General features: G+C 72.2%; 23 protein-coding genes. 11 read left to right on the top strand and 12 right to left on the bottom strand.

All coding sequences use genetic code 11. The features are described from left to right. Position 1: 1 nt before the first annotated feature. A complete protein-coding gene (locus ABZ272_RS04210) occupies positions 2–454 on the bottom strand; it encodes an SCP2 sterol-binding domain-containing protein (RefSeq protein ID WP_355048433.1) in 453 nt (150 codons plus the stop codon). Positions 455–522: 68 nt separating this feature from the next. On the opposite strand from ABZ272_RS04210, the gene ABZ272_RS04205 reads away from it, so the two are divergent. Then, positions 523–1161 (top strand): TetR/AcrR family transcriptional regulator, encoded by a 639-nt coding sequence (locus ABZ272_RS04205; RefSeq protein WP_355048432.1) that lies wholly within the window; start codon positions 523–525, stop codon positions 1159–1161. Here ABZ272_RS04205 and ABZ272_RS04200 read toward each other — a convergent pair. Next, on the bottom strand, positions 1136–1792 hold the full coding sequence (locus ABZ272_RS04200; RefSeq protein WP_355048780.1) for a DedA family protein: 657 nt from the start codon (positions 1790–1792) through the stop codon (positions 1136–1138). The two genes, ABZ272_RS04205 and ABZ272_RS04200, sit on opposite strands and share 26 nt — an antisense overlap. 167 nt (positions 1793–1959) lie before the next feature. Here ABZ272_RS04200 and ABZ272_RS04195 point away from each other — a divergent pair, with 167 nt between their 5' ends. Together ABZ272_RS04195 and ABZ272_RS04190 are read left to right on the top strand one after the other, a co-directional pair. Further along, positions 1960–3141: a histidine kinase gene (locus ABZ272_RS04195; protein ID WP_355048431.1), complete on the top strand. Its 1182-nt coding sequence runs from the start codon at positions 1960–1962 to the stop codon at positions 3139–3141. Further along, positions 3138–3779 carry a response regulator transcription factor gene (locus ABZ272_RS04190; protein ID WP_355048430.1) on the top strand — a complete coding sequence of 214 codons (642 nt, stop codon included), beginning with the start codon at positions 3138–3140 and terminating at the stop codon, positions 3777–3779. Before ABZ272_RS04195 ends, ABZ272_RS04190 begins: the two co-directional genes overlap by 4 nt. Before the next feature lie 24 nt (positions 3780–3803). Here ABZ272_RS04190 and ABZ272_RS04185 read toward each other — a convergent pair whose 3' ends face one another. From ABZ272_RS04185 to ABZ272_RS04155, 7 genes are all read right to left on the bottom strand, one after another. Continuing rightward, positions 3804–4424 carry a DedA family protein gene (locus ABZ272_RS04185; protein WP_355048429.1) on the bottom strand — a complete coding sequence of 207 codons (621 nt, stop codon included), beginning with the start codon at positions 4422–4424 and terminating at the stop codon, positions 3804–3806. A 56-nt stretch (positions 4425–4480) separates the two neighbouring features. Continuing rightward, entirely contained in the window at positions 4481–5743 is a 1263-nt protein-coding gene (locus ABZ272_RS04180; protein WP_355048428.1) for an adenylosuccinate synthetase, read from the bottom strand. Further along, entirely contained in the window at positions 5740–6699 is a 960-nt protein-coding gene (locus tag ABZ272_RS04175) for a hypothetical protein (protein WP_355048427.1), read from the bottom strand. Before ABZ272_RS04175 ends, ABZ272_RS04180 begins: the two co-directional genes overlap by 4 nt. 10 nt (positions 6700–6709) lie before the next feature. Beyond that, positions 6710–7675: a serine/threonine protein kinase gene (locus ABZ272_RS04170; RefSeq protein ID WP_355048426.1), complete on the bottom strand. Its 966-nt coding sequence runs from the start codon at positions 7673–7675 to the stop codon at positions 6710–6712. Then, positions 7672–8427, bottom strand: a complete 756-nt coding sequence (locus ABZ272_RS04165; RefSeq protein WP_355048425.1) for an NUDIX domain-containing protein — start codon at positions 8425–8427, stop codon at positions 7672–7674. The genes ABZ272_RS04170 and ABZ272_RS04165 overlap by 4 nt, the downstream gene beginning before the upstream one ends. A gap of 88 nt (positions 8428–8515) precedes the next feature. After that, a complete protein-coding gene (locus ABZ272_RS04160) occupies positions 8516–9598 on the bottom strand; it encodes a MaoC/PaaZ C-terminal domain-containing protein (RefSeq protein ID WP_355048424.1) in 1083 nt (360 codons plus the stop codon). Continuing rightward, positions 9598–10944: a 3-oxoacyl-ACP reductase gene (locus ABZ272_RS04155; protein ID WP_355048423.1), complete on the bottom strand. Its 1347-nt coding sequence runs from the start codon at positions 10942–10944 to the stop codon at positions 9598–9600. Before ABZ272_RS04155 ends, ABZ272_RS04160 begins: the two co-directional genes overlap by 1 nt. 55 nt (positions 10945–10999) lie before the next feature. Here ABZ272_RS04155 and ABZ272_RS04150 point away from each other — a divergent pair, with 55 nt between their 5' ends. Continuing rightward, a complete protein-coding gene (locus tag ABZ272_RS04150; RefSeq protein ID WP_355048422.1) occupies positions 11000–12292 on the top strand; it encodes an acetyl-CoA C-acetyltransferase in 1293 nt (430 codons plus the stop codon). A 71-nt stretch (positions 12293–12363) separates the two neighbouring features. Here ABZ272_RS04150 and ABZ272_RS04145 read toward each other — a convergent pair whose 3' ends face one another. After that, positions 12364–12852 carry a hypothetical protein gene (locus tag ABZ272_RS04145; RefSeq protein ID WP_355048421.1) on the bottom strand — a complete coding sequence of 163 codons (489 nt, stop codon included), beginning with the start codon at positions 12850–12852 and terminating at the stop codon, positions 12364–12366. A gap of 257 nt (positions 12853–13109) precedes the next feature. Here ABZ272_RS04145 and ABZ272_RS04140 point away from each other — a divergent pair, with 257 nt between their 5' ends. The 5 genes from ABZ272_RS04140 to purB all read left to right on the top strand — a co-directional run bounded on the left by ABZ272_RS04140 (position 13110) and on the right by purB (position 19440). Next, complete coding sequence (locus ABZ272_RS04140; protein WP_355048420.1) at positions 13110–13652, top strand: UTRA domain-containing protein; 543 nt, start codon at positions 13110–13112, stop codon at positions 13650–13652. 10 nt (positions 13653–13662) lie between these two features. Beyond that, the gene (locus tag ABZ272_RS04135; protein WP_355048419.1) at positions 13663–14391 is read left to right on the top strand and encodes a GntR family transcriptional regulator; all 729 of its coding nucleotides are present in this window, start codon (positions 13663–13665) and stop codon (positions 14389–14391) included. Between the two features lie 183 nt (positions 14392–14574). Beyond that, positions 14575–15573, top strand: coding sequence for a glycosyltransferase family 2 protein (locus tag ABZ272_RS04130; protein WP_355048418.1), 999 nt, complete (start codon positions 14575–14577; stop codon positions 15571–15573). Further along, positions 15566–17941 carry a hypothetical protein gene (locus ABZ272_RS04125; protein ID WP_355048417.1) on the top strand — a complete coding sequence of 792 codons (2376 nt, stop codon included), beginning with the start codon at positions 15566–15568 and terminating at the stop codon, positions 17939–17941. Before ABZ272_RS04130 ends, ABZ272_RS04125 begins: the two co-directional genes overlap by 8 nt. Positions 17942–18015: 74 nt before the next feature. Further along, the gene (purB, locus tag ABZ272_RS04120) at positions 18016–19440 is read left to right on the top strand and encodes an adenylosuccinate lyase (RefSeq protein ID WP_355048416.1); all 1425 of its coding nucleotides are present in this window, start codon (positions 18016–18018) and stop codon (positions 19438–19440) included. A 140-nt stretch (positions 19441–19580) separates the two neighbouring features. Here the strand turns inward: purB and ABZ272_RS04115 are convergent, their stop codons facing one another. Both ABZ272_RS04115 and ABZ272_RS04110 read right to left on the bottom strand, forming a co-directional pair. Further along, positions 19581–20144, bottom strand: coding sequence for a YbjQ family protein (locus ABZ272_RS04115; RefSeq protein WP_355048415.1), 564 nt, complete (start codon positions 20142–20144; stop codon positions 19581–19583). Between the two features lie 23 nt (positions 20145–20167). After that, the gene (locus ABZ272_RS04110) at positions 20168–20851 is read right to left on the bottom strand and encodes a trypsin-like serine protease (protein WP_355048414.1); all 684 of its coding nucleotides are present in this window, start codon (positions 20849–20851) and stop codon (positions 20168–20170) included. Between the two features lie 357 nt (positions 20852–21208). Between ABZ272_RS04110 and purS the strand changes: the two genes are divergently transcribed. Continuing rightward, entirely contained in the window at positions 21209–21472 is a 264-nt protein-coding gene (gene purS, locus ABZ272_RS04105) for a phosphoribosylformylglycinamidine synthase subunit PurS (protein ID WP_007454310.1), read from the top strand. Further along, positions 21469–22152 carry a phosphoribosylformylglycinamidine synthase subunit PurQ gene (purQ, locus tag ABZ272_RS04100; protein WP_355048413.1) on the top strand — a complete coding sequence of 228 codons (684 nt, stop codon included), beginning with the start codon at positions 21469–21471 and terminating at the stop codon, positions 22150–22152. The genes purS and purQ overlap by 4 nt, the downstream gene beginning before the upstream one ends. Positions 22153–22189 lie beyond the last annotated feature (37 nt).

Genomic DNA, 22189 nt, shown 5'->3' with positions numbered 1-22189 from the left:
GTCAGGCCTTGGGGATGTCGAACAGGTTGGCGATGTTGGCGGCGAGGCCCAGGTCGCCCTTCGCCTTCAGCTTGCCGGTCATGAACATCATGACCGGGTTTGCGCCGCCGGAGACGATCTTCAGGAACTCGACCGGGCCCATGGTGAGGCTGAGCTTCGGGTCGTGCTGCGGGGTCTCGTTCACCTCGCACTTGCCGTCGGCGATGGCCACCTCGTAGGTGTCGCTGCCGCCGTCCGGGCGACCGGTGATGATCCAGTGAATGACCGCGTTGGTGGAGCCGGCCCGGTCCGCGCGGAACAGCGACGGCATCCGGCCGAACACCTCACCGAGGACCTTGCCGCGCAGCTCGCCGGCCATCACCTGGGCGATCTTGTCGTCCGGGGTGGACTTGACCAGCTGGGCGAACTCCTTGGGCCCGACGTTGGCGAAATTGGCCGGGTCGAAGTCAGTCATGAGACGCGCCTTCCGGAAGATTTGGCTACTCGTGCGTAACCCTACGCACGAGTAGGTATGCTCGCAAGGTGTCCACGCCTCCCGCGTTCAAGCGCCTGCCGCGCGCCGTACGCGAGCAACAGATGCTCGACGCGGCCGTGAAGGTCTTCTCCCGGCGCGGCTTCCACGCCGCCAGCATGGACGAGATCGCGGAGGACGCCGGCATCTCCAAACCCATGGTGTACGCGTACCTCGGCACCAAGGAGGAGCTCTTCGTCGCCTGCCTGCACCGGGAGGGGACCCGGATGATGCAGGCCATCGCCGGTGCCGCCGCCCCCGACCTGCCGGCCGACGAGCGGCTGTGGCGTGGGCTGAAGGCGTTCTTCGGCTTCGTGGGCGCACACCGCGACGGCTGGGCGGTGCTCTACCGGCAGGCCCGCGGTGAGCAGCCGTTCGCCGGTGAACTGGCCACCATGCGCGCCCGGCTGGTCGAGGTGGTCGCCGGGATGCTCGACCACGCGCTGCGCGAGGAGGGCCGCGAGATCGCGCCCACCGACCTGGAGGTCGTCGCGTACGCCCTGGTCGGCGCGACCGAGTCGCTGGCCGACTGGCTCGCCGATCACCCGGAGGCCGACCCGGAGAAGACGGCCACCCGGATGATGAACGTGGCCTGGCTCGGCGCCGCCCAACTTCTGCACGGCGTCACCTGGCGTCCGCCGGTCGACTGACGGCCTCGGCGGAGAAAACCTCGGTGTTCGGCGTCGCGCGGCGGCGGTTGCGCAGCCAGCGGGCCACCTCGACGACCACCGTCACCGTCAGGGCCAGGCCCAGACCGAGCAGGAGGCCACGAAGAGGGTCCTGCTCGAACGCCAGCCCGCCGACGTAGCCGACCAGCGCCGAGTAGAGCCCCCACGAGCCGGCGGCGAGCGCGTCGAAGGCCAGGAAACGTCGCCGCGGGAACCGCACCGCACCCATGGTGAGGGTGACCGCGGTCCGGCCGCCCGGTACGTAGCGGGCCACGGTGAGGATCAGACCACCGCGCGTCGCGATGCCCCGACGGGCCCGGTCGATGGCCCTTGCACGTCGGCCGTCGGGCGGCAGCCGGCCGAGCAGTCGCGCTCCGCCGCCCCGCCCGATGGCGTACGAGACGTGGTCGCCGACCAGCGCCCCGGCGGCGGCCACCAGGATGACCGCGGGCAGGTACGGCGTTCCCGAGGCGGCGAACACCCCGGCCGTGATCACCGCCGTCTCGCTCGGCACCACCGGAAAGAAGCCGTCGAGCACCGCGATCGCGAAGAGCGCCAGGTACACCCAGGGCGAGGACATCGTGTCGTGCAGCAGGTCGAGCAGATCCATGATCCTGATGCTGCTGTCCGGGGCGGCCCCCGCCATCGGCCAGTGGTCAGGCGGGCGACACTACTTAGGTAGCTGTCGGCCCGGACGCCGGCTCAGGGTGTTCCCCCACCGCACCCCCGTCCTGTGCCGCGAGGAGGGCCGGCCCGTCCACCGAGCCCTACGCTCGCTGCGTGGCATCCACCACCGTCACCGCCCGGCGGGGCCTCCAGCGGTACGCCCCGGTGCGGCTCGTCGTCCGGCGGTACGCCTCGCTGCTGCTCGCGGTCGTGGTCGGGGGAGCGGTGTGGGCCAGCGCGGCCGGTGACCTCGGGGTCCGCTCGCCGCTGCCGGGCGTCGTTCCGCTGGTCCTCGCCGTCGCCTCCGGCTGGGCCAGCGGTGCCGTCCGTACCCGTCGCTGGCCGTTGTTCCTGGTCGCGGCGGTTGGTTGGCTGGTGCTCGCCGCCGCGGCAGCCGGGGTGGTCGCCTCGTACCAGGCGGGGGTGCGGCTGCGGGGTCGCCGACTCGCCGGCTACCTCGTCGGCGTCGCCGTGGTGCTCGGCGGTGGGGTCGTGGTCGGGCAGCAGGTGGGCGGCGTACGCCGGATCACCACCGCCACCACCGGCAACGTGCTTCTGCTCGCCGTCTGCCTGGTCGGGCTCCCGTTGCTGTTCGGCCTCTGGATCCGCGCGCGTCGGGACACTCTCGCTGCTCTGCGGGACCGGGCCGAACGGCTGGAGCGCGAGCGGGAGGCTCACGCCGACCGGGTCCGCGCCGAGGAGCGGACCCGGATCGCGCGGGAGATGCACGACGTGGTGGCGCACCGGGTCTCGCTCATGGTCGTGCACGCCGGGGCCCTGGAGGTGACCGCCGCGAACCCGGCGACCGTCGAGACCGCCGCGCTCATCAGGACGACCGGCCGGGCGGCGCTCACCGACCTGCGTGAGGTGCTGGGTGTGCTCCGACAGGCCGAGGCGGCCGTGTTGCCGGAGCGGGGGCTCGACGCGCTGGACGAGCTGATCGGGGAGTCCCGTGCCGCCGGTCTGCGGGTGTCCCGGGAGGATGACGGCGTGCCGACCGCACTACCCGCGACGTTGGGGCGCACCGCGTACCGGGTCGTCCGCGAGGCGTTGACGAACGTGCGCAAGCACGCGGCTGACGCGGAGACGGTCGTGCGCCTGCGCTACCTCCCCGACGGGCTGGAGGTCGTCGTGCGCAACGGTCCGTCCGCGGGCGGGCCGGAGCTGCCCGGTGCCGGGCAGGGCCTGCTCGGTCTGCGGGAGCGGGTGGAACTGCTCGGCGGGCGGCTGGACGCGACGCCCGTCGACGGCGGTTTCCTGGTCCGGGCCCTGCTCCCGCTGGCGGGTGTGGCGTGATCCGGGTGCTGGTCGTCGACGACGAGCAGCTCGTCCGCGCCGGGCTGCGGCTGATCCTCGAGGCGGCGAAGGACATCACCGTGGTCGGCGAGGCGGCGAACGGCGCCGGCGCGCTGGAGCAGGCCCACCGGTTGCGCCCCGACGTGGTGCTGCTCGACGTGCGGATGCCGGGCGTGGACGGGCTGACCGTCGCGCCGGAGATGGTTGCCGCCGGCCCGAAGGTGATCATGCTGACCACCTTCGACCTCGACGATTACGTGCACGGGGCGCTGCGTGCCGGTGCGGTCGGCTTCCTGCTCAAGGACACCCCGCCCCACGAGTTGGCCGCCGCCGTCCGTACGGTGGCCGCCGGGCACGCGATGCTGGCCCCGACGGTGACCCGGCGGCTGATCAGCTCGTTCGCCGAGCGAGGGCCGGCCCGTCGGGACGCGGCTCGCGAACGGCTCGCCGCGCTCACCGGACGGGAGCTGGAGATCGTGCGGGAGGTGGCACGCGGGCACGGCAACGCGGAGATCGCCAGGCGGCTGACGATGAGCGAGGCCACCGTGAAGGCGCATGTCAGCCGGGCGCTGGCGAAACTGCACGTGGGCAATCGAGTGCGGTTGGCGATCCTGGTGCACGACGCCGACCTGCTGTGACGTACCCCGGTGGCCGGGCGGCGATCACCGGCGGGAGGCCGCGCGCCGGTGTGCCTGGCGGCGCAGCCACCGGATCCCCTCCAGGCCGAAGGTGATGACGAGGGAGACCCCCACCCCGACCAGTACGCCCTTCACCGGATCCCGCTCGAAGGCCAGCCCGCCGAAGTATCCGAGCAGGCCGCAGTACACGGCCCAGGTGAACGCCCCGATGCTGTCGTAGAGCAGGAACGCGCGGCGGGAGTAGCCCACCGCGCCCATGGTGAGGGTGACGGCGGTCCGCCCGCCCGGGACGTACCGGCTAGTGGTCAAGATCATTCCGCCCCGGCGGTCCACCGCGCGGCGGGCCCAGTCGGAGCTGGCCCGCCGACGGCTGCCGTCGGGCAGCCGGGCCAGCCGGCTCGCACCGCCGCCGCGCCCGATGGCGTACGAGATGTGGTCGCCGACCAGCGCGCCCACGCCGGCGCTGACGATCACGAGGGTCAGGCTGGGGTGACCACCGCTGGCGGACAGCACCCCGGCGGTGATCACGGCGGCCTCGCCGGGCACCGCCGGAAAGAACGCGTCGACCGCCGTGAGGCCGAAGATCACCAGGTACACCCATGGCGAGGTGACCGTCCCACGGAGGAGGTCGAGCAGGGCGTCCATCCCCCCATGCTTGCCGGGTACGACCGGCCCGGTGGCCGAGTCGCCGGAAGACGCCCTCAGCGCGTGCCGATCAGTGCCGGGCGGTTGAGCAGCGGACCGCACGGGATCTTGTCGTCGGCGGTGGGCCCGTGCGAGGTCAGCACCACCGGCGTGGCCAACTCCGCGCCCACCGCCTCGGCCCAGTCGGCCGGAGCCTCGTCGTACACCGGGCGGGACCGCAGCAGCCGGTCGGTGAGCGCGGCCTGCCGGTCCAGGTCGCCGGGCGGGCCGGGGGTGAGCCGGTCGCCGGTGTCGTAGCGGCGGCAGATCCGCAGGTCGGGGCCGGCGAGGTCGAGGTGGGTCAGCGCGAGGCCGTCGACCCCGCCGGCCGCCGCGAGGGCGTACCGGTGGGCGACGGCGTCGAAGTGGCCGAACCGGAACCGACCCTGCCACGGGTTCGTCGGGTTGTGCCGGTCGACGAAGGGCAGTGCCGGGTCCTCGGTCACCAGCGGGCCGGGACCGTGCCGGGTGGTGACGGTCCGCAGCACGCCGATCCGGGTCAGCTCGCCCGCCTGTCCCGCCTCGGCGAGCAGACGGTCGGCGTTGGTGAAGGTGGTAGTGCTCCACGTCCTGTACGGGTGGAAGCCGTGCCACTCGTCGAGCAGCACGCCCTGCGCGCCCTCGAAGACGCAGGTCCCCGAGCGCAGCGCCCCGGCGAGCCAGGTCCGGTCGACGATGGCGACCCGCTCCGCGAACCCGGCGTACGCGGGCAGGCAGTCGTCGACCGGCGGCGCGTCCAGCGGGCCGAGTTCGACGGTCAGCCGGTCCCGCAGGGCGGTCAACCTGCGCCGCAGCACAGCCGGACGCCGGCAGTCGCCGACCCGGGGCGCGTCGTCCGGGTGGGCGAGGCCGTACGCGACGGTCTCGCCCACCCCCAGCCCGCAGGAGCCGTGCCGGTCGGCGCCCCGGGCGATCTCGCGGGCCCGGTTGGCGGCCCGGTGGTACGGGGTGGCGAGCAGCGCCTCGGAGTCGACGGTCAGCCGGTCCAGCGCGTCGGGCACCCCGACCGTGGCGAGATGGTCGGCCTCGGCGGCCAGGGCCAGCGGGTCCACCACCACGTGCCGGGAGAGGTGCGTCCCGACGCCGGGGTGGAACGTGCCGGCCCCGAACTGGGCGAACGTGTGGTGCCGCCCATCGCGCAGGACGACGTTGTGTGCCGCCTGCGCGCCCCCGTTGAAGCGGACCACCGTGTGCACCGGGCGGGTGGCGCAGAGCCAGTCCACGACGGTGCCCTTGCCCGCGTCGCCGTACCCGAGGTCGACCACCGCCACGTGTCTCACAGCCTCCTCACCCCGGCGGTGGTGTCGCGGAACGCCGGCAGCGTCGACATCTCGGCCCGTCGACCCCGGCCGAGGCGGGCCAGTGCCTTGGACACCGTCCCGGTGGCACCGGAGCCGGCTCGGTCCAGGTGGCGCAGGCCCTCGTCCAGGTCGATGGCCTGCTCGCCGAGGCCGATGGTGACCGCGATGGTCTCGCAGACCGCGTCCAGGTCGTCGAGCACGACGGCGTTCTGTCCGAGCAGGTCCCGCCAGAAGTCGAGCACCTTCGTGTTGCCGGCGTAGCTGCTGCCGGCGGGGAGCAGGTAGTAGGTGTCCCACCGCCGGGTCACCTCGTCGACGATCTGGCGCAGCGCCACGTCCTCGCCCAGGTCGTCACCGATCAGCCCGGCCACCTCCCGCGCCTTGACCCGCTGGTACGCCAGTTCGTCGCCGATGACGAACAGGTAGCCGCGCCGGCCGCGCTTCTCCCAGTTGTCGGTGACGGTGTGCCGGGCCATGAAGTACAGGGCCAACTCGTACGACTCGCTCATCTGCCCGCCGCCACCACCTTCGAGGACGATCCGGCCGAGGTCGTCGTCCATCCGGTTGTCCGACTCGAACTGGCCCACCTGCAACGGCACCCGGTCGCAGGTGGCGTCGCCGATCGCGCCGAACATGATCTGCGGGTCGCTGGCGTAGCCCTGCCGTTGCAGCAGCCCGAGCAGTTGCGGCAGCTTGGTCTGTAGGACACGCGGCACCATGCGCATCGAGCCGGTCACGTCGAAGAGCACCGCGACGGGCGTCGAGTGGGGGTGTTCGGCGGAGTCGCGGCTCTCCCGGGTGGCGTCGCGGGGGTCGAGCGCGGGGTGCACGGTCCGTGCCCCGCTGTCGCTGTAGGAGAACGCGCTGCGGCCGGTGGAGCGCCGGTAGCGGTCGGCGGCGTCGTACACGTCGGTGGACCAGGTTCCACTGCCCATGACAGCTCCTCTAGAGGGTGAAGGGTCGGAAGGTGCGTGGGCCGTAGAGCCGGTCCAGCACCTGGTCGAGTTCGCGCAGCAGGCCCCAGGCGTCGTCGGGCCGGCCGCTCAGGGAGGTCTGCCGGCAGCCCTGCGCGAAGGCGTCCAGCTCGCGAGGCACGCGCGGTCCCATCAGCCAGCTCATGCATCCGCTGGCCATCGCGAGGTCGGTGCCCGGACCGCAGGGCCGCCTGCGCAGGACCTCCTGCGGGTACCAGTCCTGGTGGTCCGGCACCAGCGCCGGGACCCTGCTGCCGGCCGGGGCCGAGAAGCACCAGTCGACGAGCACCACGCCGTGGGCGTCCGGCTCGATCAACACGTGTCGCGGCAGCACCGCGCCGTGCACGATGCCCGCGCGGTGGGCCAGGCCGAGCGCCACCAGCAGCCGCCGCCACATCCAGGCCGCGTCCCGGGGATCCAACCCGTCGGGGTACGCGCGCCGCACCGCGTCGAGGTCGTGCAGCCCGGGCGCGGTGGCGAGCACGTTGATCCGGCGTTCCGCGCCGGTCGCGGAGTCGCGGTGCGCGAACTCGTCGACGAGCCGGGGCACGTACGGCAGGTAGCGCGGGTCGCCACGCTCGGCGATGGTGTGCAGCGCGTGTGCCTCACGCGCCATCAGGTCGTTGTCGGTGGGCCGCCGGGGGAGCTTGAGCAGCCGGTCGTCGCCGACGTCGTACAGGTCGGCCACGTCGCCCGAGTGCGCCGGCGTGCCGAGTCGGTAGTCGCCGAGGACGGTCGTCCGCCGGGCCTGCCACCGGGTCGTGACGTGGACGAACGCGTCGAGGGCGTCGGCGCGTACCCCCGGGTCTGTCGGCAGCCGGTCGGGGTGCAGGGCCGCGACCAGCTCGCGGTAGCGGCGGGCCGGCTGGTCGGCGCCGAACAGCTCGGCGTCGGTGCGGGCGGCCGTGACCAGGTCGATGGCCTCGGCGGTCCTCATCGCACCGTCTCCTCGCGGGCCGGTCGCAGCAGCGCCGGGTGCAGCAGCCGGGCGTCGCCGGCCCGGTAGAGCCGGGCGCGGGGGCCGCCTCGGGCGCCGCCGCGCTCGGTGCTCGCGCCGGTGCTCTCCACGAAGCCCGGCACGGAGAGCACCTTGCGGTGGAAGTTGCCGGCGTGCAGCGGGTGACCCCAGACCGTCTCGTAGACGGCCCGCAGCTCGCTGATCGTGAACTCGGCGGTGAGGAAGCGCGTGGCCAGCGGGGTGTACTCCAGCTTGGACCGGGCCCGCTCCAGCGCGTCGTCGATGATCCGGCCGTGGTCGAAGGCGAGCTGCCGGGTGGTCAGCGCCGTGACCGGCAGCCAGATCGCCTCGTCGGCGTCCGAGCCGGCGGCGGCGTCCGGCAGGTCGGGGGCGAACGCGAGGTGGGCGATCGAGACGACGCGCATCCGCGGGTCGCGGTCGGGAGCGCCGTAACTGCCCAACTGCTCCAGGTGTACGCGGCGCAACTCCTCGCCGCCGAGGCCGGTCTCCTCGGCCAGCTCCCGTCGCGCGCCGGCGGCCAGGTCCTCCTCGGGGCGGACGAACCCGCCGGGCAGCGCCCAGTGCCCCGCGAAGGGCGCCTGGCCACGCCGGATGAGCAGCAAGTTCAGTTCGCCGTCGCGGATGGTCAGTGCCACCACGTCGACGGTCACGGCGACCGCCGGGTAGTCCCGAGGGTCGTACGCGGCCAGGAAGTGCTGCTCGTCAACCATGTCTCTCTCAATCTGAGAACATCTCGCTGTGAGAACAACTTAGCGCAGACGTGCGCCCCTGCCAACCCCTTGGATCGGCAGGGGCGCGTCAGCGCACGAGACCCACCAGGTGCGGCCGGCCGCCCGAGTCGTGCAGGGCGAACCCGTCGTCCGGCAGGAGGGCGAAGTTCACCGTGCTCGGCAGCGGTACGGGCAGCTTGAAGGCCACCTCGACCGTGTACGCGTCCGGCAGCCGCGCCTCGAGCGCGGCGAGGCATCGCGCCTTGCTCCACATGCCGTGCGCGATCGGTTGGCGGAAGCCGAACAGTCGCGCGCCGAGCCGGGAGGTGTGGATCGGGTTGTGGTCCCCGGAGACGCGCGCGTAATCGGTGCCCACCCGGGGCTCGACCCGCCACCGGGCGGTGGCCGTGGGCGGTGTCGGCCGGTCGCCCCGCTCGCGCCCGCCGGGTGTGCGCTCGCGGCCAAGGTACGTCGAGACGCCGCGCCAGACCTCCTCCCCGCCGACCGAGCCGACCAGCACCACGTCCACCTGCCGCCCCCGGTCGTGCGGGCGCAGGTCTTGGGCGTACGTCGTGAAGTCGAGGGTCTCGTCGGCGGTGATCGGGCGGTGCATGGTGATCCGGTTGCCGACGTGCACCACGCCGGTCAGCGCGATGGGGAAGCCGGGCGTGGTCATCAGCCGCAGGGCCAGCGGAAAGCCCAGGATGTGCGGGTACGTCCCCGGTAGCCGGTCGGTGAGCCGGAACCCGCACACCCGGTCGTAGTCGGCCAGGTGTGCCCGGTCGATCCGCACGCCGTGCACGGCGAACTCGACCGCCGGCAGGTCGTTGCTCTTCCGCCCCCGGCCCAGGCCCGGCAGCGCGCCGAGGGCGGCCCGCCGGTACAGCGCACCAGGCGCCGGCATCCGAGCAAATTCGACCCGCTCGCGGCCACCCGTGCCGGCCGTCCCGTGAGCGCTGAGGTCGGTGGTCACGTCGGCCGCCGACCCGCTCAAGTCGGTGGTCACCTCGGTTGCCGACGCGCTCAGGTCGTGTGTCCGCTCGACGCTCGGGTCGGCGTCGGTGGACTCCGGCCGGCGGATCGCGTCCAGGGTCTCCCGCGACAGGATCTCGGTCGGGCCCTCGATCAGCTCGTGGACCGACAGGTCGTCCGGCTCTCTCTTGCGGCCCATCACGCCCCCAGCAGACTCTGGCCGCAGACCCGGACCACGTTGCCGCTGATCGCGCCGCTGGCCGGCCAGGCCAACCAGCCGATCGTCTCGGCCACGTCCACCGGCAGCCCGCCCTGGGCCAGGCTGTTCATCCGCCGGCCCGCCTCGCGGACGACCAGCGGGATGCGGGCGGTCAGCCGGGTCTCGATGAAGCCGGGCGCCACGGCGTTGACGCTGATCCCCCGGTCGCGCAGGGCCGGGGCGAGAGAGTCGACCAGGCCGATCACGCCGGCCTTGCTGGTGGCGTAGTTGGTCTGCCCCCGGTTGCCGGCGATCCCGGCGATCGAGGACACCCCGATGATCCGCCCGCCCGCCGGGATCAACTCCCGTTCCAGCAGTACGTCGTTGATCCGCTCCTGACTGGACAGGTTGACGTCGATGACCTGGTCCCACCGGTCGGCGTCCATTCGGCCGAGCGTCTTGTCGCGGGTAATGCCGGCGTTGTGCACCACCGCGTCGACGCGCCCGTGCCGGCTGGTCAGGTAGTCGGCGAGCCGGGTCGGCGCGTCCGGGGCGGTCAGGTCGAGTTGGAGCGCCGTACCGCCGATGTCGTTCGCCACGGCGGCGAGGGCGTCCCCGGCCGCCGGTACGTCCAGCGCGACCACCTGGGCGCCGTCGCGGGCGAGGACCCGGGCCAGGGCCGCACCGATGCCCCTTGCCGCCCCGGTGACCAGCACGACCTGCCCGTCCAGCGGGCGGTTCCAGTCCGCCGGGGCGGTCGCCGTGCCGGTGCCGACCCGGACGACCTGCCCCGAGACGTACGCGGACCGGCCGGACAGCAGGAACCGGAGGGTCGCTTCGAGGCTGGTGGCGTCACCGTCCCGAGCCACCTGGACGAGCTGGGCCGTGGTGCCCCGGCCGAACTCCTTGCCGATGCTGCGTACCAGCCCTTCCAGGGCCCGCTGGGCGGTCGCCTCGCGCGGGGTCGGGCACTCACCGGGCGGGGTGCCGAGCACGATCACCCGGCCGCTGGGCAGCAGGGTGCGGGCGTGCGGGTGGAAGAAGTCGTAGAGCTGGCGCAGTTGCGTCGAGTCGGTGATGCCGGTCGCGTCGTACACCAGGGCGCCGAAGCGGTCTTCGGCAGCGACCGTGCCGGTGTCGCGCAGCTCGACCCCGGCGGCGGTCAGGATCGTCCGGACCGGCTTGGCGAGCCGGCCGCCGTCGGCCGCGCCGAGCAGCGCCGGGCCGGTCAGCAGCGGGTCGCCGGGCTGGTGCCGGCGCAGTCGCGGCGGATCGGGCAGCCCGAGACGCTTCACCAGCGTGCGGCCGGCGGCCGATTGGACGAAGCTCGCGTACCTGTCGGTCATGGGCGTAGCCTACTGGCGAGTAAGGTTCGAGCAACACTTGGCGAGGAGGCGGATCGTGCAGAGCATCCGGAGGGTCGCGGTCATCGGGGGAAACCGCATCCCCTTCGCCCGTTCCAACTCCCGCTACGCCGACGCGTCCAATGCCGACCTGCTCGGCGCGGCGCTGGACGGTCTGATCGCCCGGTACGGGCTGGCCGGGCAGCGGGTCGGCGAGGTGGTCACCGGGGCGGTGCTCAAGCACTCCCGCGACTTCAACCTCACCCGCGAGGTGGTCCTCGGGTCCCGGCTCGACCCGCACACCCCGGCGTACGACATCCAGCAGGCGTGCGGCACCGGCCTGGAGGCCGCGATCCTCGTCGCCAACAAGATCGCTCTCGGTCAGCTCGACGTGGGCATCGCCGGCGGTGTCGACACCACCTCCGACGCGCCCCTCGCGGTCAACGAGGACATGCGCCGTACGCTGCTCAAACTCAACTCCGCCCGCACGGTCGGCCAGCGGCTGAAGATCGCCGCGAAGCTGCGCCCGCTCCAGCCGTTCAAGCCGGACATCCCCCGCAACGCCGAACCGCGCACCGGCCTGTCGATGGGTGACCACGCCGCCCAGACCGCCCTGCGCTGGCAGATCGACCGGCGCTCCCAGGACGAGCTGGCACTGCGCTCGCACCAGCGGCTCGCCGCCGCGTACGACAAGGGCTTCTTCGACGACCTGATGACGCCGTACCTGGGCCTGACCCGCGACCAGAACCTGCGCCCGGACACGAGCGTGGAGAAGCTCGGCGCGCTCAAGCCGGTCTTCGGCACCCGCGGCCCGGACGCCGAGCAGGCCACCATGACCGCCGGCAACTCCTCGCCGCTCACCGACGGCGCGTCCACCGTGCTGCTGGCCAGCGAGGAGTGGGCTGCCGCGCACAACCTGCCGGTGCTGGCCTGGTTCAGCTGGTCCGAGACGGCGGCCGTCGACTTCGTACACGGCGACGAGGGGCTGCTGATGGCCCCCGCGTACGCGGTGCCCCGGATGCTGGCCCGCGCCGGGCTCACGTTGCAGGACTTCGACTACTACGAGATCCACGAGGCGTTCGCCTCGCAGGTGCTGGCCACCCTCGCCGCCTGGGAGTCGCCGGAGTTCTGCAAGGACCGGCTCGGCCTGGACGCCCCGCTGGGCGCGATCGACACCGACCGGCTCAACGTCAACGGATCGTCGCTGGCCGCCGGGCACCCGTTCGCCGCGACCGGTGGGCGGATCGTCGCCACGCTGGCCAAGCTGCTCGCGGAGAAGGGCAGCGGGCGCGGACTGATCTCCATCTGCGCGGCCGGCGGCCAGGGCGTGACCGCCATTTTGGAGCGCTGAGCCAGCCTGCGGTGATGTCCCAATGTCTCTTATCGAGAGACATTGGGACATCCCACTCCGTCCGCGCTGGGTCACGATCGGCGGGGGCGTGTCCAGCCGAGGAACCGGGCGTGCAGCCTCTCGGCGGGAAGGCTCGGTAGATCGACTGCCGCCTCCGCCAGGTGTAGACCCAGGTAGAACGTCAGCGACAACCGGTCGTGCGCGTACTCGATGAGCAGTCGACGCCGACGATTCGCGCATGGCCATTCCTGTCCGCAGCCGGCGCAGCTCCAAGCCGGCCGGACTGGCACGTGCGGCGTAGCAGATTCGGGCTCCGCTGTCCGCCTGGCGGGTCGTACCTGAAGGGCAGCCAGGCGTACGAGCACCCGGCGCTGACGCGGACCGCCGGGCGGTCCCAACTCGATGCCGCGCAGGTGAAGCCAGATGCCGTCGCTGTGCCGCTCGCGTCGACCCACCTCGATCACCCGCAGGATCAACCGACCCAGCCCGTAGCAGTAGTGCTGCTCGTCTACCTCGACGACATCACCTACCCGGACGGTGGGCGGCCGACAACGGGTCACGGTGCGATCCGGTACGCCAGCGGCGGGGCAAACGGCGCATCGAGCAGGCGATACCAGTCGAACGTCATCTCATGCTCCTGTCGGCATGGGCGGGACGCAGCAGCTCCCTAGGACCGCAGGGAAGTGCGGTCGGCGGGGTGCTCGGCTATGGCGTAACCTTACTGCCGTACGCGAAAGGCATCAAGGACCGAAGGTCGGATCGCTGGCATCTACTGTGGTGCGGGAGAGATGGCTCGGACGAGGCGAAGGAGCGGATCTTGAGTGACCTCGAATGGATCAGCGTCTCCACTCCCTATGTGACCCCACGGCGGCCGGGTCAGGCCGAAGCCTGGGGCGCGGAGGCCGCGCAGTACGGCGGAGTGGGTACGCAGCGTCTGCTCGACGTCAGCGAGATCGTTCCGGCGGCGGAGTTGGCCGAAGCGCTGCACCTGGAAGCCGGCGAACCGGTGATCCAACGCCGTCGAATCATGTTGCTGGACGGACGGCCGGTGGAGTTGACGACATCCCTTTATCCGGCGACCATCGCTCGCGACACCGGCCTTGCAGAGTTCCGCAAGATTCGCGGCGGAGCAGTCACTCTCCTGGCTGAGTTGGGCTACCGGCCACGACGCGTGAGCGAGGACGTCTACACGCGGAGGGCGACCGAGGTGGAAAGGTCGTTACTTCAACTACGTGAGGACGATTGGGTGCTCGGGCTGACTCGCGTGCTCAGCGCCGATGACGGCTCGCCGGTCGAGTTGAGCGTGATGAGCATGATCCCCGGAGGCCGCCGCCTTCGGTACGAATCGTCGATCGCATAAGGAGGCCGTTGTGACTCGCGGGAGCGATGACCGGCCTCGGCATGAGCAGATCGCCGCCGACATTCGAGCGCGGATCATGTCCGGTGAGCTGCCTTCCGGGTCGCAGTTGCCGTCGACAGCTCAGTTGATCGACCAGTATTCGGTGGCGAACGCGACCGTGCAGCGGGCCCTGACCTCGCTCAAGGCAGAGGGTTATCTCCACAGCCGGGTAGGCAAGGGGGTCTACGTCCGGGACCGCCACCCGTTGGTCATAGCGGTCGACGCATACGTCCCGCCCGCAGATGGTGGGTACACCTACCACCTGCTCGACGTGGCCGAGGTGCGACCGCCCAGCGATGTGGCGCTTGCTCTCGGTATCGCGGACGACGAGCCCGCCGTCCTCCGTCATCGCCTGCTCTCATACGACGGCGACCCGGTGGAGGTGTCGTGGTCGTACTATCCGGTCGCGATCGGCCGAGGCACCGCAATCTCGTCGCGCAAGAAGCTCGTTGGCGGAATCCCCCGGGCACTCGCCGACCTGGGGCACGCACAGCGAGACCTCGTCGACCGGCTGTCCGTCCGCATGCCGACCACCCAAGAGGTGGAGATCCTGGCGCTGCCGCCGCAGGTGCCGGTGATCCGTCAGTTCCGGGTGGTCCGCTCGGTGCACGGGGATCCGGTCGAGGTGTCAGTCCTGATCAAGGGCGGCCACCTGCACGAGCTGGAATACCACCAGGAGATCCGGCCCGAGAGTGAATAGCGCGACCGCCATTTTGGAGCGTTGAACGCTCGATCGTCCCTTGCCGGAGTGACCTCCACCAGGCGTTAACGGGCCGTTCAGCATTTCGCCCGCTGGCGGTGGGTTTACCACGCGACGGTGATCGCTGCCGCGTCCTCGACGCGGCGCTGATCACTCCTGCGTGCGGAACGGGGCCGTATCTCCATGGAGTCCGTCGACCCTGGGAGGACCACCCTGTCGGTGGTCATCCCGATGTTCAACGAGACCGCTGTCATCCCGGCCCTGGTGGCTCGACTGCGGCCGGTGCTCGACGCGCTCGGCGTCGACTACGAGGTGGTCGCCGTCGACGACGGCAGCTCCGACGACACCGTTTCGGTGCTCTTCGACCACGGCCGGGACTGGCCGCAGTTGCGGGTGCTCCGGCTGCGGCGCAACAGCGGTCACCAGGCGGCGTTGACGGCGGGCCTGCACCGCGCCGTCGGCCGGTGGATCGTGAGTCTCGACGCCGACCTCCAGGACCCGCCCGAGGCCATCGCCGAGATGCTGCGGGTGGCCCGGACGGACGGTGTGGACGTGGTCTACGGGGTCCGGTCCGACCGCAGCACCGACACCATCTTCAAGCGCAACACCGCCCGCGCCTACTACTGGGTGATGCGGAGGATCGTCGGCACCGAACTGCCCGCCCAGGCTGGTGACTTCCGGCTGCTCAGTCGAGACGTCGTCGAGGTGCTGCGGCGGCTGCCGGAACGTGCCCCGGTCTACCGACTGCTGGTGCCGTCGCTCGGCTTCCCCAGCGCCGAGGTGCGCTACACCCGCGCGGCGCGGGCCGCCGGGGAGACCAAGTACCCGCTGCGTCGGATGGTGGCCCTGGCCTGGGAGAGCACGGCGAACTTCTCGGCCGCCCCGCTGCGCCTGGCTACCTGGCTGGGCATGTCGAGCTTCCTGCTGTGCCTCGCGCTGATCGCGTTCGGCATGGTCGCGCACGTCTCGGGCACCACCATTCCCGGCTGGACGTCGATGTTCGTCGCGGTGCTGCTGCTCAGCGGGGTGCAGTTGGTCTGCCTCGGCCTGCTCGGCGAGTACGTGGGGCGCATCTACGCCACCGTGCAGAACCGTCCCGCGTTCCACGTCGGGTTCGACTCGGCGCAGACCGCGCCGGAGGCCCTGACGAACCTGCCCGCCGTCGCTACCCGCCGTGACTGAGCGCGCCGCCGTGACCGAGCCCGTCGCCGTGGCTGACCGGGAGACGTCCCCGGCACCGGACGCCCCGGCCAGACCGTCCCGCCAGATCGCCGGCCATGCCCTGGCGGCGCTGCCCTGGCTGGTCGTCCTGGCCCTGCTGCCCGTCGCGTGGTGGCGGATCGGCGTCGGGGTCCACGACATCGCCGGCTACGTCGCGTACTGGGCGGGCGCTCTCGTGCTGCCCGGCACGCTGGTACACCGGGCGTTGCGCGGCAGCCGGGGCAACCTGCCCGAGGACCTCGGGTTCGGCGCCGCCACCGGACTCGTGTTGGAACTCGCCGCCTGGGCCCTGGCGGCGGCCACCGGCCAGCAGCACCTGCTGCGCTGGTGGGCGGCACCGGTGGTGCTGCTCTTCCTGGCCGTGCCGAGCCTGCGACGGCACTGGCGGATCGACCGGCGAAGCCCTCTGCCGCTGGCCTGGCACGTGGCGATGGCGGCGGTGCTGCTGCTGGTGCTGGCCTGGGCCGCCGTGCAGTGGCCCGGCAACCCGGTGCCACCGGCGGCCGACCACACCTACTATCCGGACCTCTTCTACCACCTGTCGCTGGTACAGGAACTCACCCGCGACATGCCGTTCGTGCTGCCGCACGTGGCCGGGGAGCCGCTGCGCTACCACTACCTCTCCGACGCGCACATGGCCAGCGCCAGCATGATCACCGGCAGTTCGCCCGCGCTTGTGCTCCTGCGTCTGTGGCTGGTGCCGGTGGCGGCCACGGCCGTGCTCGTCAGCGCCGGGGTGGCCCGGGACCTGAGCCGGGTCTGGTGGACCGGGCCGGTCGTCGCCGCCGTGACGTACGTCGGGCTCCCGGTGGCGCTCGGCTCGGCGTTGACCGACGCGGCCGGCGTCCTGTCCGTGGCCAGCCCGTCGCAGACGTACGTGCTGGCGCTCTTCGTCGTGCTCGTGGGGCTCTGCCTGGACGCCGTGCGCGGCCGGGCGCTCGGGCCCGGCTGGGCGCTGGTGCCGGCGTTCGGCCTGGCGTGCGCCGGTTCGAAGTCCAGCGCGCTACCGGCGCTGCTCGCCGGCCTGCTGATTACCGCCGTGGTGACCGTGTGGCGGCGGCGTCGGGTGCCGTGGCCCACCGTCGTGGCGCTGGCCCTCCTGCTGGTGGCGACGGCCGTCGGGTACCGGCTCTTCGCCAGTGGCGGCGCGGGGACGCTGCGGGTGCAGGTGTTCGGGCTGCTGCGCTTCATGCTGCCGTACGGGCAGACCTTCGGCGGCAGCGACGGCACCCGGGCGGGCGGTCTCGCGCCACCCGGGCTGGCCGCCGGCGGCTGGCCGGCCGGGCTCTTCGCCGGCGGCATCCTCGGCTGGTGGCTGCTGATGCAGGCGCCCCGGCTGGCCGGCACGCTGCTGCTGTTCTCCCGGCGGCACCGCGCCGACCCGGCGACCTGGCTGCTCAGCGGCACCGTGCTCGCCGGGGTGGGCGCCACCTGGGTGTTCCACCACCCGTCGGCCAGTCAGGTCTACTTCTGGCTGGCGGTGCTGCCGATCGGGGTGCTGCTCTCCGGTCACCTGCTCGCGGCCACGCGCCCCCGCTGGCCGGTGCTGGCCGTCGGAGCGCTGGCCGGCGTCGCGGTCTCCCTGGCCGTCCCGAAGGCCGGCAACCCGGCCGCGTCGCTGCGCGGCTGGTGGGGGGCGTTGGCCGCGTCGGCGGGACGGTTCGCGGCGCTGGTGCTGCTCGCGGGCGTACTCGGTGTCCTGGTCGTTGTCCTGCTGCGTCGTCGGGACGGCGGTCGGTGGTGGGCGGCGGCGGTGGCCGCGGCCACCGCGGCGATCCTCGCGGCCAGCGTCGCGGTCGGCGTCCAGGGGACGGTGTCGGCGGCGCTGCGGCTGCGCGACACCCGGTCCACGGTGGCCGGCGTGCCGCCCACGCCGAGCGACACGCGGTACGTACTCACCAGGGCGGAGGCGCGGGCCGCCCTCTGGCTCGACGCGCACGCCGACGCCGACGACGTCGTCGCCACCAACGTGCACTGCCGACCGGTGCGGACGTCGCGGCACTGCGACGCCCGCGCGTTCTGGGTGACCGGGCTGGGCGGGCACCGGACGGTGGTGGAGAGCTGGGGTTACACCGACGCGGCGCTCGCCGCGCACGGTCGCTACGGGCTGGGGTACGCCCGACAGGACCCACCCGACGCGGCGCTGTTCGCGCTCAACGAGCGGGTGTTCAGCGCGCCCGTGGCGGCGGACCTGGACCGGCTGCGCCGGGAGTACGGCGTCCGGTGGCTGTTCGCCGACACCCGGGCGGCCCGCGTGTCGCCGGCCCTGGCCGAGCTGGCCCCGATCCGCCTGGTCTCCGGCCCGGTGATCATCTACGAGCTGCCCTGACCTGGGGCGGGCGGGCTCCCGCCCGAGCCGGCCCGGTCCCGGCCGGCTCGGGCGGGTGACGGACAATGAGGTACGTGACGACGATCCCGAACGTGCTCGCCAACCGGTACGCCTCGCCCGAGTTGGTCGCCCTCTGGTCGCCCGAGGAGAAGGTCCGGATGGAACGGCGGCTGTGGCTCGCCGTGCTCCGCGCACAGCGTGACCTGGGCGTGGCGGTCCCGGACGGCGTGGTCGAGGCGTACGAGCGGGTGCTCGATCAGGTCGACCTCGCGTCGATCGCCGAGCGGGAGCGGGTCACCCGGCACGACGTGAAGGCCCGCATCGAGGAGTTCAGCGCGTTGGCCGGGCACGAGCACGTGCACAAGGGGATGACCTCGCGGGACCTCACCGAGAACGTCGAGCAGCTTCAGGTGCGCGCCTCGCTGGAGCTGATCCGGGATCGCGTGGTGGCTACCCTGGCGCGGTTGGCGTGGCTCGCGTACGAGCACTCCGAGCTGGTCATGACCGGCCGCTCGCACAACGTGGCCGCGCAGGCCACCACGCTGGGCAAGCGCTTCGCGTCGGCGGCGGAGGAGCTGCTCATCGCGTACGACCGGCTGGAGGAGCTGATCGCCCGCTACCCGCTGCGCGGCATCAAGGGCCCGGTGGGTACGGCCGCCGACCAGCTCGACCTCTTCGACGGCGACGCCGACAAGGTGGCCGAGCTGGAGCGACGCGTCGCCGAGCACCTGGGCTTCTCGCGGGTGCTGGACAGCGTCGGGCAGGTCTACCCGCGCTCGCTGGACTTCGACGTGCTGGCCGCGCTGGCGCAGACCGCCGCCGCGCCGTCGTCGCTGGCCACCACGATCCGCCTGATGGTCGGCCAGGAGCTGGTCACCGAGGGCTTCAAGCCGGGTCAGGTCGGTTCCAGCGCGATGCCGCACAAGATGAACACCCGTTCGTCGGAGCGCGTGAACGGCTTCGCGGTGATCATCCGGGGTTACCTGTCGATGGTCGGCGAGCTGGCCGGCGACCAGTGGAACGAGGGGGACGTGTCCTGCTCGGTGGTCCGTCGGGTGGCCCTGCCGGACGCGTTCTTCGCCGCCGACGGGCTGTTCCAGACGTTCCTCACCGTGCTGGACGAGTTCGGCGCGTACCCGGCGGTGATCAACCGGGAGCTGGAGCGCTTCCTGCCGTTCCTGGCCACCACCAAGATCCTGGTGGCGGCGGTCCGGCGGGGCGTCGGTCGGGAGGTCGCCCACGAGGTGATCAAGGAGCACGCGGTCGCGGTGGCGCTGGCCATGCGCGAGAAGGGCGCCCCGGAGAACGACCTCTTCGACCGCCTGGCCGCCGACGGCCGCCTCGGCCTGTCCCGAGCCGACATCGACACCCTGGTAGCCGACCGCACCGCCTTCGTAGGAGCGGCCAAGTCCCAGGTGGAGTCGGTAACCCGCAGAATCACCAAGGTGGTGGAAACCCACCCCGACGCCGCCACCTACACCCCACCCCCCATCCTCTAACCCCCGGGCGCCGCCCGCCGCCCGCCCCCCGCCCCCCTTCTGGCCCGTTGATCAAGAGGTTCGCGTCAATTTTGATCTCCCTGGTGACGCAAACCTCTTGATCAACCGGGTGGGGTTGGGGTGGGGGTTGGGGTGGGGTCCTAGTCGCCGGTGGGGGTTTCGGCGGCTGTTCGCAGGGTTGGGGCGCTTGCCGGTTCGGCGATGCCGCCGAGGGACTCCGCGAAGGCGGGGTCGGTGGCGGTGTCCGCCGCCACCGCCGGCTGGTCCGGCGGCATGACCTCGGGCATCGTCGGTACGGCGACGACCGCCGTGCCGTACGCGCAGATCTCCATCCACATCTCGCCGCAGTCCCGGCTGTCGAAGCGCATGCCGATCACGGCGTTCGCGCCGAGCCGGAGGGCCTCCTCGCCGAGGCGGGTCACCGAGTCGGTCCGCCACCGGGTCAGGTTGTCCGGCGCCATCGGGTCGTACGCGCCACCGCGCAGGTTCTTGACCCCCTCGCGGTACGGGTTGCGCGTCCTGGCCATCGATGACACCACCTCACCGAGAATCTGGCGGATCTCGTAGCCGGGCAGTTGCTCTGTCGTCACGACCAGCACGTTTCCGATGCTGTCAGGAGTTGCGCGACCCGATCGGGTGCCGTGTTCACCTGATCGGATGCTGCAAAACGGCGCGGCGCGGACGGCCGGCGCGCGGCCGACCATCCGCGTCGCGCGGGCGCTAACCGTCAGACACCGGCCACCGAGGTGATCCAGGCCCGGTTGTACGCGACGCTGCCGTAGTTCTGGATGTTGTAGCCGTCGGCCGTGGAGGCGACGCCAACCTGCTGGCCGTTGTAGAACTGCGGGCCGCCCGAGTCGCCCCGCCAGGCGTTGCCGTTGATCCGGGTGCTGCGGATGGCCTGGCCGCCGTACGCGTCGGTGACGTTGGTGCTGGTCACCTGGACGGTGGCGGTCTTGAGCTGGCTGGACGCGGAGCAGCCGCTGTAGCAGGTCATGCCCCACCCGTAGATCGAGTTGGTCGAGCCGACCGGCGGGTTGCCGCTCGCCAGGGAGACCGTCGAGGTGCTCACGGTGCTGGAGAGGCGCATGAGGGCCAGGTCGTTACGGGTGTAGGTGGCGCTGACGGTCCGGGTGACCCCACCCGAGGCGCGGTAGACGCTGCCGACCCGGACGGACATCGTGCCGCTGATGCAGTGCCGAGCGGTGAGCACCCACTGCGCGGCGATCACGCTGCCCGAGCAGGTGAACGAGCCGTTGCTCAGTACGGCGGCGGCCCAGGGGGCGGACGAGACGGTGCCGCCGCCGATGATGGGCTGGGGGCCGGCCGGGGCGGCGGACGCGCCGGACGCGGCGGCGAGGGCGCCGACCAGCGCCGTGCTGATCAGGGCGAGCAGGGGACGAACGCGCATCGGTGGACTCCTTGGGGCGGGTGGGGGCCCGGGGTCGCCGGGTGCCCGGGGGCGACGACGGGAGGTCCCCGTCGCCGCTGGCATCGAGCCATGTCGATGTACTTTAGGGCCGGCGAGCATCGTTTTCAAGAAGCCGATCGAGATCGTCCAATGTAACGATTCGGCTACCCCGCGCGCTGTATATCCCCTGGTGAGGCGGCCTGTCCCGCGCTGCCGGGCCCCCTTGCCGCCCGTTATGTGGATCACTGCCTGGACTGCGCCCGGCCGGTGCGTCCGCAGCGGAATCTGCCAGGTAGGCTGGCTGCGCTCGCCCGTTGTGGGTAGGCACCCAACTGCGTACACAGTCAGGAGTGCCCAGTGCCTCGCGTCGTCGTCGACGTCATGCTCAAGCCCGAGATCCTCGATCCGCAGGGCCAGGCCGTCGCAAACGCGCTGCCCCGGCTCGGCGTCAGCGACGTCGCCTCAGTCCGGATCGGCAGGCGGATCGAGATCGACTTCACCGGTGAACCGGACCTGGACCGGGCCCGGGAAATCGCCGACAAGCTGCTCGCCAACCCGGTCATCGAGGACTTCACCGTCCGCCTGGTCGAGACCGACGAGACCGCGGACGCCCGCTCGTGACCGCCCGGGTCGGTGTGGTCACGTTCCCCGGCTCGCTCGATGACGGGGACGCGGCCCGCGCCGTCCGGATCGCCGGCGCCGAGCCGGTCCGGCTCTGGCACGGCGACGAGAACCTGCACGGGGTGGACGCCGTCGTCCTGCCCGGCGGGTTCTCCTACGGCGACTACCTGCGCTGCGGGGCCATCGCCCGGTTCGCCCCGGTGATGGAGACGATCGTGGACGCCGCCCAGGGCGGTCTGCCGGTGCTCGGCATCTGCAACGGCTTCCAGATCCTCTGCGAGGCGCACCTGCTGCCGGGCGCGCTCACCCGCAACCAGCACCTGCACTTCCGCAACCGGGACCAGGTGCTGCGCATCGAGTCGGCCGGCACCGCGTGGACCAACGCGTTCCAGGCCGGCCAGGAGGTGCTGATCCCGGTCAAGAACGGCGAGGGCTGCTACGTCGCCGACACCGCGACGCTGGACCAGCTCGAAGCCGAGGGCCGGGTCGTCGCCCGCTATGTCGGTGGTAACCCGAACGGGTCGCAGCGCGACATCGCCGCGATCACCAACGCCGCCGGCAACGTGGTCGGCATCATGCCGCACCCGGAGCACGCGGTGGAGGCGCTCACCGGCCCCTCGCTGGACGGTCTCGGGTTCTTCACCTCGGTCCTCAAGCACCTGGTGGGGACCCCAGCGTGAGCATCGGTCAGCTCAACCGCCGTCCCGGCGGGTACGA

The sequence above is a fragment of the Micromonospora sp. NPDC005979 genome (assembly GCF_040614415.1).
Lineage (GTDB): Bacteria > Actinomycetota > Actinomycetes > Mycobacteriales > Micromonosporaceae > Micromonospora.
This window is presented reverse-complemented; position numbering and strand designations above follow the sequence as displayed.